The following is a 13,382-nucleotide window of genomic DNA, read 5'->3' on the forward strand; positions in this document are numbered from 1 at the left end:
GGCTGAGGATCAGACGAGGCGCAGATTGCGGCGGCCGGCATCGTCCGGCGGCTGCCATGCCATCACGCGGTCGCGTCCGCCATGCTTGGCCTCGTAGAGCGCGCTGTCGGCCGCCGCCACCAGCGCGGCGGTGCTGGCGTCGCGCCCGGCGAAGGTCGCCACGCCGATGCTGGCGGTCACCCTGGCCTGGGTGGGATGGGGAATGGCGGCCTGCTCCAGAAGCCGACGGACGAGCTCGCCGATGTGCCGCGCGCCGGCGGCGTCGGTGTCCGGCAGGACGACGGCGAATTCCTCGCCGCCATAGCGGCACACCGCGTCGTAGGGGCGCGAGACCGCGCCGGCGAGAAGGCCACCGAGCCGGCGCAGCACATCGTCGCCGGCGGGATGGCCGAGCCGGTCGTTGAGCGTCTTGAAATGGTCGATGTCGATCAGCAGCAGCGACAGCGGCATCTCGGTCCGCCGGGCGCGGCGCACGGCCCGGTCGAGCGCGTCGTCGAAGCCGCGCCGGTTGGCGAGGCCGGTCAGAGCGTCGACGCGGGACAGGCGCGTCAGTTCGAAATTGAGCTTCCACAGCTCGATCTCGTCGACGGCGATCGCCGCTAGCTCGATCAGCGGGGTGAGGTCGAAGGCCTGCTCGTCCCCGGGGTCGCGGCGCATCACGCACATCGAGCCCAGCACCAGATTGGGCTCCATGACGAGCGGTACGCCGGCGTAGAAGCGCAGCGAGAGGCGCGGCACCACCGGGTGACCCTGCAGGCGCGGATCGGTCCTGAGGTCGCCGACCACCAGCGGCCTGCCGCTCTGGACGATCATGTTGCAGATGCTGTCCTCGCGCACGATGAAGGGCGCGATGTCCTCGGAATTGACCGACTTCATCCACTGGAAGCCGCTGTCGACCAGCCCGATGAAGGCGACGTCGGCCTGATAGAAGCGGGTGGCGAGCCGGGTCAGCCGCTCGAAGCGCTCGTCGCGGCCGGTATCCATGATGTTGCAGGCGGCGAGGACTTGGAGGCGTTCGGCCTCGTTCGCCGGCGGTTCAGGCAGCTTCCACACCATGGCATCGCTCTCGGCTATTCAGGCAGCCCGGCGCTCCGGCCCCTCGGGGAGCGGAGTTTCGCTCGAAAGGTCTGAAAGGAAGGTGTCGCACCAGGCGTGAATCGTATTGGACGACACCTTGTCCATGTTGGCCCGCCAGCGTTCCAGCCGTTCCTCGAGTGGCATGGTGAGCGCGAGGTCGAAGGTCTCGGCCATGCCCTCCACGTCATAGGGGTTCACGAGCAGGGCGCCGGTGAGCTCGTCGGCCGCGCCGGCGAAGCGCGAGAGCACCAGCACGCCGGGGTCCTCGGGATCCTGCGCGGCGACATACTCCTTGGCGACCAGGTTCATTCCGTCGCGCAGCGGCGTGACGAGGCCGAGGCGCGCGGTGCGGTAGATGGCCGCCAGCGTCGCACGCGGAAACGGCTTGTTGAGATAGCGCAGCGGCACCCAGTCGAATTCGGCATAGCGCCCGTTGATGGCGCCGGCCGATTCCTCCAGCTCGCGCCGCAGCGCCTGATATTCGGCCACCTCGCCGCGGCTGACCGGGGCGATCTGCATCATCGTGACGTGCGAGCGGTGCTGCGGGTAGCGCTCCAGCAGGTTCTCGAAGGCGTGGAACTTGTTCGGCAGGCCCTTGGAATAGTCGAGCCGGTCGACCCCGACGGCGAGCGCCCGGCCGGCGAGGCTCGCCAGCAGGCGCTGGGTGTCCTCGCTGTTGGCGGCGGCCTCGGCGTCGGTCACGAAGGCCTTGGCGTCGATGCCGATCGGATAGGCGGAGACCCGAAAACGCCGCTCCCTGATGCCGACCACGCCGCCCGGGCCGATCCAGCCCTTCGCCTCGGCGGAGATGTAGGTCAGCAGGGCCCGCACATCGTGTGCGGTCTGCAGGCCGACGAGGTCGTATTGCGACAGGTCGCTGACCAGCGCCGCGTGGGAAGGCAGCGAGTAGAACACCTCGGGCGTCGGCCACGGAATGTGGTGGAAATAGCCGATCCGGCCGCCGAAGCCGAGCTTGCGCAGCTCTGCGGCCAGCGGGATGAAGTGATAGTCATGCACCCAGACGATGTCGCTGGGCTTCAGCAGCGGCATTAGAGAGCGCGCGAAGGTCTGGTTGACGCGCCGGTAGCCCTCGAAGTCGCTGCGGCGGAACGACAGGGCGCCGAGCCGGTAATGGCAGAGCGGCCAGAGCGTACCGTTGGCATAGCCGGCGTAATGCGCGCGCTGGTCCTCGGGATCGAGCGTCTGCAAGGCATAGGTGACGCGCCCGCTCTTCATCAGCTTGGGCGCCTGGGGCGGGTTGACCTCGGTCTCGCCGCTCCAGCCGAACCAGAGTCCACCCCGCCGGCTGAGCGCCTCGCGCAGGGCGACGGCGAGGCCGCCGGCCTTGGCTGCGCGCTCCTTCGGAGACGCGACGCGGTTCGATACGATCACGAGCCTCGCCAGAACGCTTCCTCCCACGTCTTGGACAGCCGCATCGCGGTGTCGATCAGGCCGACCATCGAATAGGTCTGGGGGATGTTCCCCCACAGCTCGAGGGTCCGGTTGTCGATGTCCTCGGAAAGCAGGCCGGCGCTGTTGCGGCGCGCCAGCAGGCTTTCGAACATCGCGCGCGCCTCGTCCCGGCGGCCGATCATGTCGAGCGCGCCCGCATACCAGAACGAACAGATGGTGAAGGAGGTTTCCGGCACCCCGAAATCGTCCTCGCCGGCATAGCGCATCAGATAGCCGTTGCGTTTCAGCTCGCGACCGACAGCGTCGACGGTGGCGACGTAGCGCGGGTCGTCCGGACGTACAAAGCCGAGTTCGGCGAGCAGCAGCAGGCTGGCGTCGAGCTGGCCGTTCTCGTCGGCGTCGACGAAGCTGCCCATCTCCTCGTTCCAGGCGAATTCGAGGATGCGGGCGCGGATGGTGTTGGCGTTCTCGGCCCAGAACTGCGCGCGGTCCGAGAGCCCGAGCACGCGGGCGATGCGGGCGAGCCGGTCGCAGGCCGCCCAGCTCATTGCGGCCGAGTAGGTGTGCACACGCCGCTTGCCGCGCAGCTCCCACAGGCCGGCATCGGGCTCGAAAGCGTGTTCGACCGCCCGCGTGCCGACCCCTTCCAGCAGGCGGAACAGCGCCTCGTCGCCGCGATTAGGCAGGCGGCGGTCGAAGAACATCTGCGCCGCAGCCAGCACGACATGGCCATAGCCGTCGTTCTGCACCTGCTCGGCGGCCTGGTTGCCGACGCGCACCGGCCCCATGCCGCGATAGCCCGCGAGCCCTTCCGCAAAGCCTTCCTCAAGCGTCGTGCCGGGCACGATGGAATAGACTGGCGCCAGCCGGCCGGACGGTTCGGAGGCGATCACCGTGGTGAGATAGCGGATGAAGTCCTCCATCGTCCGGGTGGCGCCAAGCTGATTCAGCGCGCGGACGGTGAAGTAAGAATCGCGCAGCCAGCAGTGCCGGTAGTCCCAGTTGCGGATGGAATGCGGCGCCTCGGGAACCGAGGTGGTGAGCGCCGCGACGATGCCGCCGGTCTCCTCATAAGCGCAGAGCTTGAGCGAGATAGCGGCGCGGATCACCGCGTCCTGCCACTCGAAGGGAACCGAGAGGTAGCGGACCCATTCGTACCAGTAGTCGCGGGTCTTCTCCTCGAATGAGCGGGCGGTCTCGGAAAGGCCGGCGGCGAAGGGCTCGTCCGGACCGAGCACGATGGTCGCCGCCTTGCTCAGCACGAAGGGCCGCTCCTCCATCAGATAGACGATGGGCAGGTCGGTGGTCGCGCGAATTGTGACGTCGCCGCCGGAGAAGCGGATGTGGTTGCTGCCGCGCACCGGCGTCGGCTTCTGCCGACCCCAGTCGAAATGCGGGCGCAGGCGCACGGTGATCCGGCAGGTGCCGCCAAGCGGCTCGATGCGCCGCGCCAGCATCGCCGGGCGGTAGATGCGGTCATAGAGCTTGAAGCGCGGTGCGAAGTCGGTGATGCGCAGCTTGCCGCCCCGCGCATCCTCGACGATCGTCTCGATGATCGCGGTGTTCTCGACATAGCGGCGGCTGATATGGGTGGCGCCGTCCACCTCGATGTCGAAGAAGCCGCTCGACGGCTCCTCGCCGCCAAGCAGGCTGGAGAAGATCGGATCGCCGTCGATCCGCGGCCAGCAGCACCAGGCGAGGCGGCCGGAGCGGTCGATCAGCGCGGCGATGGTGCCGTTGCCGATGGCGGCGAGGTCGAGATCCGCGCTCACGATGTCACCGCCTCCAGCGCCTGCGGGATGCGGTGCAGCCAGGAGCGCACCTCCACCGGGCCGGCGAAGTGATGATCGGCCTGCCGCGTCGGGCGCGGGCCGACCGCCACCGCGATGCCGCCGGCGGCGCGGGCGGCGCGGAAGCCGTCTTCGTCGGTCACGTCGTCGCCGACGAAGACCGGCGTGCGGCGGGCGAACACCGCCGTCTTGAGGAACTGGTCGACCGCGGTGCCCTTGTCGTGGCCATGCTCGCGCACCTCGATGACGAAGCGGCCCTTGAGGAATTCGACGTCGGGGTCGAGCCCGCGGCCGAGCTCAACAACGCGCTCCATCACCGCATCGCCGAACTCCGGCACGGCGCGGAAATGCACGGCGAGGGACAACGCCTTGTGCTCGACGAAGACGCCCGGCCAGGAGGCGAGATGCACCTTCAGCGCCTCTTCGAGCGGCGCACGCCATTTCGGCATGGGGATGGGCACCGCCGGCGTATCGGGAGCGAGGCGCAGCTCGGAGCCGTGCTGGCCGGCCGCGGCGAGCCTGGCGGGGGCGAGCTTCTCGTCCATCCAGTCGATGGTGCGGCCTGAGACCAGCGCCACCGCGCCGTTGAGCGCCTTCTGCACCGCCATCAGCCGTTCGGGAAGGTCCTTCGGTATGAACACCCCTTCGGGGTGGTCGGCGTGCTCGATGAGCGTGCCGTCGATGTCGAGGAAGAGCGCCCAGTCGGGCCGTGGTGAGAGGGACATGCCGTTTCCCGATGCCATTCCGATCGCTGCACCGACCTATAGACGCTGGAGGGCCCGGCGCGGTGGTAATCCACGCCTCGCAGCAAGAGCGGCCATTGCGATGCAGCATCACGGTAACGCGGTATCGGAGCGCCTGTTCCATCGATGCGGCCGGAAAAGCGCGCCGCGCGGGGTGCGGACGCGCGGATACGGAGTCCGTCTATGGCGCGCGCCCTTGCCCCTTCGGGGCGCGGAAGCTACATAGCGCCCGACCCCATTTTCCCGCTGCGATACGGCTCCGCCATCACGCGCCGGCGCGGCCCGAAGCCCTTGCGACGAGGCACCCCCGACATGGCTTCCTATCAGTACGTCTATCACATGCACGGCATGACCAAGGCCTATCCGGGCGGCAAGAAGGTGCTGGAGAACATCCATCTCTCCTTCTACCCGGACGCCAAGATCGGCGTGCTCGGCCCGAACGGCGCGGGCAAGTCGACCCTGCTGAAGATCATGGCCGGCATCGACAAGGACTTCTCGGGCGAGGCCTGGGTCGCCGAGGGCGCGCGCGTCGGCTACCTGTCGCAGGAGCCGCAGCTCGATCCCACCAAGAGCGTGCGCGAGAACGTGATGGACGGCGTTGCCAAGCAGAAGGCGATCCTCGACCGCTACAACGAACTCGCCATGAACTACTCGGACGAGACGGCGGACGAGATGACCGCCCTGCAGGACGAGATCGAGGCGCAGGGCCTGTGGGACCTTGATTCCAAGGTCGACCAGGCGATGGATTCGCTCGGCTGCCCGGCTGACGACGCTGACGTTTCCAAGCTGTCGGGCGGCGAGCGCCGCCGCGTCGCGCTGTGCCGCCTGCTGCTGGAGCAGCCCGAGCTCCTCCTCCTCGACGAGCCCACCAACCATCTCGACGCCGAGACGGTGAACTGGCTGGAAGGGCATCTGCGCACCTATCCGGGCGCGATCCTGATCGTCACCCACGACCGCTACTTCCTCGACAACGTGACGAGCTGGATCCTCGAGCTCGATCGCGGCCGCGGCATCCCGTACGAGGGCAACTATTCCTCGTGGCTGACGCAGAAGCAGAAGCGCATGAAGCAGGAAGGCCGCGAGGAGGAGGCGCGCCAGCGCGCGCTCGCCGCCGAGCAGGAGTGGATCGCGGCGTCCCCGAAGGCGCGCCAGGCCAAGAACAAGGCCCGCATCCAGCGCTATGACGAGCTCGTCAAGAAGGCCTCCGAGAAGGCGCCGACCACCGCGCAGATCATCATCCCGATCGCCGAGCGGCTCGGCCAGAACGTCATCGACTTCAACGGGCTGACCAAGGGCTTCGGTGACCGGCTGCTGATCGACGACCTGTCGTTCAAGCTGCCGCCCGGCGGCATCGTCGGCGTCATCGGCCCGAACGGCGCCGGCAAGACTACGCTGTTCCGCATGATCAACGGCCTCGACAAGCCCGATGCCGGCACCATCACCATCGGCGAGAGCGTGCAGCTCGGCTATGTCGACCAGAGCCGCGACGCGCTCGACGACAAGAAGACCGTCTGGGAGGAAATCTCGGGCGGCAACGAGGTGCTTTACCTCGGCAAGCGCGAGATCAATTCGCGCGCCTATTGCGGCGCCTTCAACTTCAAGGGCGGCGACCAGCAGAAGAAGGTCGGCATGCTCTCGGGCGGCGAGCGCAACCGCGTGCATCTCGCCCGGATTCTCCAGAAAGGCGCCAATGTGCTGCTTCTGGACGAGCCGACCAACGACCTCGACGTCGAGACGCTGCGCGCGCTGGAAGAGGCGCTGGAGGATTTCGCCGGCTGCGCGGTCATCATCAGCCATGACCGCTTCTTCCTCGACCGCATCGCCACCCACATCCTCGCCTTCGAGGGTGACAGCCATGTCGAGTGGTTCGAAGGCAACTTCGCCGATTACGAAGAGGATAAGAAGCGTCGCCTCGGCACGGATTCGATCATCCCGCACCGGCTGAAGTACAAGAAGTTCACGCGGTGACGGACGGAAGGGGGTGGCGATGCGTCAGGCAAACGAAGACTGGAAGCCGACCCTCTATCTGAAGTTCGAGGATGAGCGCACGCGCCCCTCGCGCGATCTCGTCGCGCAGGTGCCGCTGGAGCGCCCGCGCCTCGCGGTGGATGTTGGCTGCGGGCCGGGCAACTCCACCGAGCTGCTGGCGCAGCGCTGGCCGCAGGCCGAGGTGATCGGCATCGATTCCTCGCCCAACATGGTGAAGCAGGCGAGCGAGCGCATGCCCTCGCTCCGCTTCGAGGTCGCCGACGTCGCCACCTGGCAGCCGGCGGCCGGCACCGACCTCATCTTCGGCAATGCCGTGTTCCAGTGGGTGCCGGACCATCTCATCGTGTTCGAGCGGCTGCTCGACACGCTCCCCGAGGGCGGCGTGCTGGCCGTGCAGATGCCGGATAATGTCGAGGAGCCCTCGCACCGGCTGATGCGCGAGACCGCCGCTTCCGGCCCTTGGGCGGGCAAGCTCGCCAATGCCTCGCGCGACGTGCTGCCGACGGTCGGCGAATATTACGACCGCCTGAAGCCGCACGCACAGCGCGTGGAGATCTGGCACACCAACTACAACCACGCGCTGGACGGCGCGCCGGCGATCGTCGAGTGGTTCAAGTCGACGGCGCTGAGGACCTATCTGTCTGCGCTCGACTCCAGCGAGCAGGCGGCTTTCCTCGATGCCTACACCGCCCGTATCACCGAGGCCTATCCGGCACGGGTGGATGGCAAGGTGCTGCTGCGCTTCCCGCGCCTGTTCATCGTGGCGGTACGGTAGGGGGCTTCGCCGGCTTCAGGATGGTGCCGGCGGTTCCCTTCACGGCGGGCTTCGGCTATTGCGAAAAGATGCGCCGCCTGCTCATCGCTCTCGCGCTGACGCTCGCCGTCACGCCCGCCCACGCCGATCCCGGCTTCGACCGCTGGCTGGCTGCGCAATGGCCGGCGGCGCAGCAGCTGGGCATCTCGCGTGCCACCTACGAGCGCGAGACGCGGGGTCTGGAGCCGGATTACGGGCTGCCCGACCTTGCCATCCCCGGCAAGCCGAAGAAGCCGGACGGGCAGGCCGAATTCGTGCAGACGCCGGCCGCCTATGTCTCTGACGCGACCATCGGCAAGCTCGCCGCGCGCGGACGGCAGATCGCCCGCCAATATGCAGGCGAACTTTCCGCTATCGAGAAGCGCTTCGGCGTGCCGGGCAGTGTGGTGCTGGCCATCTGGGCGCGCGAGACCGCCTATGGCACGGCCAAGCTGAACTACGACGCGCTCCGCGTGCTGGCGACGCAGGGCTATGTCGGCCGGCGCAAGGAGCAGTTCCGCGAGGAATTCCTCTATGCGCTGAAGGTGCTCGACGAGGGCCATGTCAGCCGCGGCCAGATGAAGAGCTCATGGGCCGGGGCGATGGGGCTGACCCAGTTCCTGCCCTCCGACTATCTGCGCTACGGCGTCGACCTCGACGGCGACGGCACCGCCAATATCTGGACCTCGGTGCCAGAGGCGCTGGCGGCGACCGCGAGCCTGCTTGCCGAGAAGGGCTGGCAGCGCGGCAAGCGCTGGGGCTATGAGGTCCGCGTGCCGCGCGGCTTCGACTGCACGCAGGCCGAGCCCGATGTGACAGCGAGCATCGGTGAATGGCTGAAGCGCGGCGTCACCATCGCCGATGGGCGCAAGGTGCCGGCGTCGGCGCTCGCCGACGAGGCCTCGATCATCATGCCGGCGGGGCCGTTCGGGCCGGCCTTCCTCACGCCGAAGAACTATTTCGTGCTGAAGGGCTACAATTTCGCGGATCTCTACGTGCTGTTCGTCGGCCATCTGGCGGACCGCATCGAGGACGACCGGCCCTTCGCTCAGGGATGGCAGGACATCCGCCTCGTGAAGACGCGCGACCTCGAATACATGCAGAAGGTGCTCACCCAGCGCGGCTTCTACGACGAGAAGATCGACGGCAAAGCCGGCATGAAGACCCGCGCCGCGCTCGGCGCCTACCAGAAGGCGAACGGCCTCGCGCTGGACTGCTGGCCTACCCAGGCGCTGCTGGAGCATATGCGCGGCGGGTGAGGGCGCCCGCCGTTAGCCTGCCACCCGCGCGAGCGCCGCTTCCGAAGCGGGACCCGCTCCCGCGGGCAGATGGGCGGAGATCGCGCTGATCGCCACCGCATAGGCAAGGACGATGACGATAAGCATGCGCGCGGTCATGAGCGGCTCCCCTGTCGTTCGCCATGGCGACGTCATGGGAAAAGCTACCGGGCGCCGCCCGGCGACGACATCATCCGCAGGCGTGGGCGGCTGACACGTCGATATCGGCGCCTCATCCGTTGGTTGGTGGCGGGCGCCGCTGCGATCACTTCAGGCGGTCGAGCATCCCCGGCAGCTCCGCCAGCATCGCGTCGCGGGCGCGGAAGCTGGTCGGCGTGTCTTGCTGCTTCTCGTCGCGTTCCAGTTTCGCGAAGGTCACCGAGCGCCCGTCCTTCTGCGCCCAGCCGACAAACCAGCCATAGGGCCGCCCGCGCACCGGCTTGCCTTGCTTGTCGAGGGCAAAGCCCATGCCGGTCTTGCCGTGTACCTGCCAGCCATTGGCGGTGTCGGGGAAGCGGCTGATCGCGGCGGTCATCTCCACCGCCCGCGTCGACACCGGCAGCTCTCCGCGCAACATGCGGCCGAGGAAGCCGAGCTGCTCCAGCGGCGAGATGGCGAGGGAGGTGGAGAGCCAGGCCTGCGTCAGCCCGTCATCCTTGCCTCTCGTGCCGGACACGTCCTCATTGCCGTAGCCGAAACCCTCAACATACCGCCGGAACCGCTCCATGCCGAGCCGGGCCGTGATCTGCTGCGAGTACCAGACCACGGATTCCTTCATCCACCAGGTCGGATCGGTGTCGCGCTTCCATTCTTCGCGCCAGTCGGCATAGCCCGGCTTGAACGGCCAGACGGGGTAGCGCGCGTCGGTCAATATGCCGGCGTCATAGCCCATTAGCGCGATGGCGATCTTGAAGGTGGAGGCGGGGGTGACGCGGCCGGCGCACTCGCCCTTCTGCTCGATCACGCTACCCGTCCGCGCGTCCGCGAGCGCCGTGCAGACGGTCTTCGCCTCGGCGGGGAACGCCGCGAGGAGAAAGGCGAGGGCGGCAGCGAGACGCGGGAACATAGCGGCGGCTTATGGCTGGCGGGGAGGGAACTCGATCACCGCGGCATGGCGACAATCCGGCGATGGTGGGACAATCCACCGCCGCCGCCATTCATCACCTCGGCATGCGGCTGTCACCTCAGGTCCTTGCCGGCGCCGAGATCGCGGGCGGTGAGCCAGAACACCTCGCCCTCGCTGTCCTCGGTGTCGAGCCAGAGGAAGGGCAGGTGGGGGTATTCCTCGTCGAGGATCTCGCGCCCGGTGCCGATCTCGCAGATGAGCCCGCCCGCGCGCGCCAGATGCGCCGGCGCCTCGGCGAGGATGCGACGCACGATGTCGAGCCCGTCCGGTCCGCCGGCGAAGGCGAGGCTCGGCTCATGGCGGTATTCCGCCGGCAGCGCCGCCATAGCTTCGGCGTCGACATAGGGCGGGTTGGTGATGATCAGGTCGTAGCGGCGGCCCTTGAGCGGCGCGAAGAGATCACCCTCGAACAGGGCGATGCGATCGGCGAGGCCGTGTTCGGTGACATTCTCGCGGGCCAGCGACAGCGCCGCCGGCGACAGGTCGACGGCGTCGACCTCGGCATTCGGGAAGGTGAGGGCGGCAAGGATGGCAAGGCTGCCGCCGCCGGTGCAGAGGTCCAGCACGCGCTCCACCGCATCGGGGTCCGGGACGAGCGAGAAACCCTCGCCACCGAACAGGCCGCCGGCCAGCAGTTCGCCGATGAAGGAGCGCGGCACGATGGCGCGTTCGTCGCTGCGGAAGGGCACGCCCCGGATATAGGTGCGCCCCAGCAGATAGGCGGCCGGCTTGCGGCTGGTGCAGCGTTCCTCGATCAGCTCGGCGAGGCGCGCGCGCTCCGCGCGGGTGAGGCGGGCGTCGAGCCACGGGTCGAGCGCATCGACCGGCAGATGGAGCCCCTCCAGCACGATGAAGGCGGCCTCGTCCAGCGCCGTGGTGGTGCCATGACCGAACACGATTTCGGCCGCGTTGAAGCGGCTCACCGCATAGCGCACGAAGTCGCGCACCGTCCTCAGATCGTCCGCCGCCGTCACGCCTGCCTCCTCGAAACGAGGGCGCAGCAGCAGCACGCCGCGCCACGGAATGCAAGACGGCTGGGCCGCGTCATCCTCCTGAGACATGGAGGCGGCAGGGAACGCGCGCGCAGGCGCAGGGACGGAGCGCGGGCGAGCGCCGCGTGCTATGCCTTCGCGAGAGCCCTTTCCGATCGGGTGGAATCACCCGATCGACAAGAAAGTGCTCTCACTCAATAGCTTGGAGCATGTTCTCGTCGCAAAAGTCTCTCAACTTTTGCGGAACATGCTCTGACCAGGAGGAGCGAGCCATGGCCGAAACCCCCGCCGACGAGATCACGCTGCGTATCGACCACGATGTCGCCCTGGTGCTGTTCGAGTTCCTCTCGCGCACCATCGACGACGAGGACGGCGAGGCGCTGCTCGACTTCGTGGAGGACGAGGCCGAAATCCCGGCGCTGTGGGCGCTGATGGCCGGGCTCGAGAGCGTGCTGACCGAGCCGATGGCGGCGGATTACGAGCGCAAGGTCGATGCCGCGCGCCGGACGGTGCTGAAGCGTCTCGGCGGCGCGTTCTCCGGAGAGGATGGGGAATGAGCAGCGAGGCGCTCTGGGTCGAGGTCGACGACTACATCACCGGCCATCTCGTGCCGTCCGAGCCCGCCCTTGAAGCCGCGCTGGCGGCGAGCGAGGCGGCCGGGCTGCCCGCGATCAACGTCGCGCCCAACCAGGGCAAGATGCTGATGCTGCTCGCCATGCTGAGCGGCGCGCGGCGCATTCTGGAGATCGGTACGCTGGGCGGTTATTCCACCATTTGGCTCGCCAAGGCGCTGCCGCCGGGTGGCCGGCTGATCACGCTCGAGGCGGTGCCGCTGCATGCGCAGGTGGCGCAGGCCAATATCGCGCGGGCGGGCTTCGCCGATGTGGTGGAGGTGCGGCTCGGGGCGGCGCTCGACACGCTGGCCGATCTGGTAGTGGCGGGCGAGGCGCCGTTCGACCTCGTCTTCATCGACGCCGACAAGCAGAACACGCCGAACTATCTCGCCTTCGCGCTGAAGCTGACGCGGCCCGGCAGCCTGATCGTCGCCGACAATGTTGTGCGCGACGGCGCCATCGTCGATCCCACCGATGATGATCCCCGGGTCGCGGGCGTGCGCGGCTTCTACGAGCTGGCGGCAGCCGAGCCGCGGCTGACGGCGACGGCGGTGCAGACGGTCGGGCTCAAGGGCTACGACGGCTTCGCGCTGGCGCTGGTGACGGGCTGAGGCCTGCTATCCCGGCTCGATGCCGGCATGACGGCGGTCGGGCGGGAATGGTGCCAGGTCGCGCCGTCAGTTCGGCGTCGCCAGCTTCGGGGCGAGCTCGGCCGAGGCCGGCGTTGTGCCGATGCGTTCGCCGGTCTTTCCGCCGGTCTTGCTGTCGAGGCTGGAGCCCGGCTTCGGCGCCGCCTCGGCGGAGCGCTGCTGCGCCTCGACATTGGCGCCGATCGAGCGCGCGAGGTCGCGGGCGAGGCAGTCATAGCTCCAGTCGTTCATGTGGAAGCTGTCCTTGGCGAGGAACGCCTCGAACGGCATGCCGCCTCGCTCGTGCCAGTCGCGCATCAGCGCGAAGCGGTGGAACACCGGCACCGCCTCCTCGGCGGCCACGGTGTTCATTAGCTTCACCATCGGGCCGGAATCGGCGTCAGCGATGACGCGCGGCGCGTATTGCGGATCGATGATGACGAAGTCGGAGCCGATCTGGCGGGTACGCCGGATCGCCTCGCGCAATATGCTCTCGGCAGTGCCGAGGCCATTGTCGCGGAACATCGCGTTCACGCCGCCCTGCCACAGCACCACGGCGGGCTTGAGTGAGACGACGTCGGCGTCGAAGCGGGCGATCATCTCGGGCTGGTCCTGCCCGTTGATGCCGCGATTGACCACCCGGATGTCGCGGCCCGGATAGCGCTCGCGCAGCAGCGCTTCGAGGCGGCTCGGATAGGAGGCCTGGGCCGAACTCGCGCCGGCCCCGGCGGTCGAGGACGAGCCGATCGCCACGATCACCACAGGCTGGTCGCCGGCAAGCCGCGCCGCGAGCTTCGTCAGCGGCATGTCGAGCTTGGTCAGCGCGGTGCTCGCCGGGCAGGCGGCGGGCAGCAGCGAGGCCGCCGCTGCGGGCGGCACGGCGAGGGCAAGCCCGGCGAGGGTGGCGCCGGCGAGGAAGGTGGCTGCGCGTGTGCTCAT

At 68.4% G+C, this 13,382-nt stretch carries 13 protein-coding genes; 5 read left to right on the forward strand and 8 right to left on the reverse strand.

The window, feature by feature from the left end; all coding sequences use genetic code 11:
* Window positions 1-9: 9 nt before the first annotated feature.
* Genes U742_RS0100125 through otsB form a run of 4 tightly spaced genes read right to left on the reverse strand, consistent with a single transcriptional unit; the run spans window position 10 to window position 5,005 of the window.
* Entirely contained in the window at window positions 10-1,056 is a 1,047-nt protein-coding gene (locus U742_RS0100125) for a sensor domain-containing diguanylate cyclase (protein WP_156034085.1), read from the reverse strand.
* Between the two features lie 18 nt (window positions 1,057-1,074).
* Window positions 1,075-2,481: an alpha,alpha-trehalose-phosphate synthase (UDP-forming) gene (locus U742_RS0100130; protein ID WP_029348821.1), complete on the reverse strand. Its 1,407-nt coding sequence runs from the start codon at window positions 2,479-2,481 to the stop codon at window positions 1,075-1,077.
* On the reverse strand, window positions 2,466-4,262 hold the full coding sequence (locus U742_RS0100135) for a glycoside hydrolase family 15 protein (RefSeq protein ID WP_029348823.1): 1,797 nt from the start codon (window positions 4,260-4,262) through the stop codon (window positions 2,466-2,468). Before U742_RS0100135 ends, U742_RS0100130 begins: the two co-directional genes overlap by 16 nt.
* Window positions 4,259-5,005, reverse strand: a complete 747-nt coding sequence (gene otsB, locus U742_RS0100140) for a trehalose-phosphatase (RefSeq protein WP_029348825.1) — start codon at window positions 5,003-5,005, stop codon at window positions 4,259-4,261. Before otsB ends, U742_RS0100135 begins: the two co-directional genes overlap by 4 nt.
* 330 nt (window positions 5,006-5,335) lie before the next feature.
* On the opposite strand from otsB, the gene ettA reads away from it, so the two are divergent.
* The 3 genes from ettA (at window position 5,336) to U742_RS0100155 (ending at window position 9,064) form a co-directional block, all read left to right on the forward strand.
* The gene (ettA, locus tag U742_RS0100145) at window positions 5,336-6,991 is read left to right on the forward strand and encodes an energy-dependent translational throttle protein EttA (protein WP_029348827.1); all 1,656 of its coding nucleotides are present in this window, start codon (window positions 5,336-5,338) and stop codon (window positions 6,989-6,991) included.
* 19 nt (window positions 6,992-7,010) lie between these two features.
* The gene (tam, locus tag U742_RS0100150; protein WP_051660736.1) at window positions 7,011-7,787 is read left to right on the forward strand and encodes a trans-aconitate 2-methyltransferase; all 777 of its coding nucleotides are present in this window, start codon (window positions 7,011-7,013) and stop codon (window positions 7,785-7,787) included.
* A gap of 68 nt (window positions 7,788-7,855) precedes the next feature.
* A complete protein-coding gene (locus U742_RS0100155; protein ID WP_029348831.1) occupies window positions 7,856-9,064 on the forward strand; it encodes a lytic murein transglycosylase in 1,209 nt (402 codons plus the stop codon).
* A gap of 12 nt (window positions 9,065-9,076) precedes the next feature.
* Here U742_RS0100155 and U742_RS23670 read toward each other — a convergent pair whose 3' ends face one another.
* From U742_RS23670 to prmB, 3 genes are all read right to left on the reverse strand, one after another.
* Window positions 9,077-9,202 (reverse strand): hypothetical protein, encoded by a 126-nt coding sequence (locus U742_RS23670; protein WP_282568306.1) that lies wholly within the window; start codon window positions 9,200-9,202, stop codon window positions 9,077-9,079.
* Between the two features lie 145 nt (window positions 9,203-9,347).
* The gene (blaOXA, locus tag U742_RS0100165; RefSeq protein ID WP_029348833.1) at window positions 9,348-10,148 is read right to left on the reverse strand and encodes a class D beta-lactamase; all 801 of its coding nucleotides are present in this window, start codon (window positions 10,146-10,148) and stop codon (window positions 9,348-9,350) included.
* Window positions 10,149-10,261: 113 nt separating this feature from the next.
* Window positions 10,262-11,182: a 50S ribosomal protein L3 N(5)-glutamine methyltransferase gene (gene prmB / locus U742_RS0100170; RefSeq protein ID WP_029348835.1), complete on the reverse strand. Its 921-nt coding sequence runs from the start codon at window positions 11,180-11,182 to the stop codon at window positions 10,262-10,264.
* Window positions 11,183-11,472: 290 nt separating this feature from the next.
* On the opposite strand from prmB, the gene U742_RS0100175 reads away from it, so the two are divergent.
* A complete protein-coding gene (locus U742_RS0100175) occupies window positions 11,473-11,757 on the forward strand; it encodes a hypothetical protein (protein ID WP_029348837.1) in 285 nt (94 codons plus the stop codon).
* A complete protein-coding gene (locus U742_RS0100180) occupies window positions 11,754-12,425 on the forward strand; it encodes an O-methyltransferase (RefSeq protein WP_029348838.1) in 672 nt (223 codons plus the stop codon). Before U742_RS0100175 ends, U742_RS0100180 begins: the two co-directional genes overlap by 4 nt.
* 66 nt (window positions 12,426-12,491) lie before the next feature.
* Here the strand turns inward: U742_RS0100180 and U742_RS0100185 are convergent, their stop codons facing one another.
* Window positions 12,492-13,382 carry an SGNH/GDSL hydrolase family protein gene (locus U742_RS0100185; protein ID WP_051660737.1) on the reverse strand — a complete coding sequence of 297 codons (891 nt, stop codon included), beginning with the start codon at window positions 13,380-13,382 and terminating at the stop codon, window positions 12,492-12,494.

This window comes from Allobosea sp. 117 (genome assembly GCF_000702305.1).
Taxonomy (GTDB): Bacteria; Pseudomonadota; Alphaproteobacteria; order Rhizobiales; family Xanthobacteraceae; genus Ancylobacter.

Coding starts and splice junctions, on each gene's coding strand:
- U742_RS0100125 (WP_156034085.1), bottom strand. CDS start 1,056: ATGGTGTGGAAGCTGCCTGAACCGCCGGCGAACGAGGCCGAACGCCTC.
- U742_RS0100185 (WP_051660737.1), bottom strand. CDS start 13,382: ATGAGCACACGCGCAGCCACCTTCCTCGCCGGCGCCACCCTCGCCGGG.
- U742_RS0100180 (WP_029348838.1), top strand. CDS start 11,754: ATGAGCAGCGAGGCGCTCTGGGTCGAGGTCGACGACTACATCACCGGC.
- U742_RS0100155 (WP_029348831.1), top strand. CDS start 7,856: ATGCGCCGCCTGCTCATCGCTCTCGCGCTGACGCTCGCCGTCACGCCC.
- otsB (WP_029348825.1), bottom strand. CDS start 5,005: ATGTCCCTCTCACCACGGCCCGACTGGGCGCTCTTCCTCGACATCGAC.
- ettA (WP_029348827.1), top strand. CDS start 5,336: ATGGCTTCCTATCAGTACGTCTATCACATGCACGGCATGACCAAGGCC.
- U742_RS0100175 (WP_029348837.1), top strand. CDS start 11,473: ATGGCCGAAACCCCCGCCGACGAGATCACGCTGCGTATCGACCACGAT.
- tam (WP_051660736.1), top strand. CDS start 7,011: ATGCGTCAGGCAAACGAAGACTGGAAGCCGACCCTCTATCTGAAGTTC.
- U742_RS23670 (WP_282568306.1), bottom strand. CDS start 9,202: ATGACCGCGCGCATGCTTATCGTCATCGTCCTTGCCTATGCGGTGGCG.
- blaOXA (WP_029348833.1), bottom strand. CDS start 10,148: ATGTTCCCGCGTCTCGCTGCCGCCCTCGCCTTTCTCCTCGCGGCGTTC.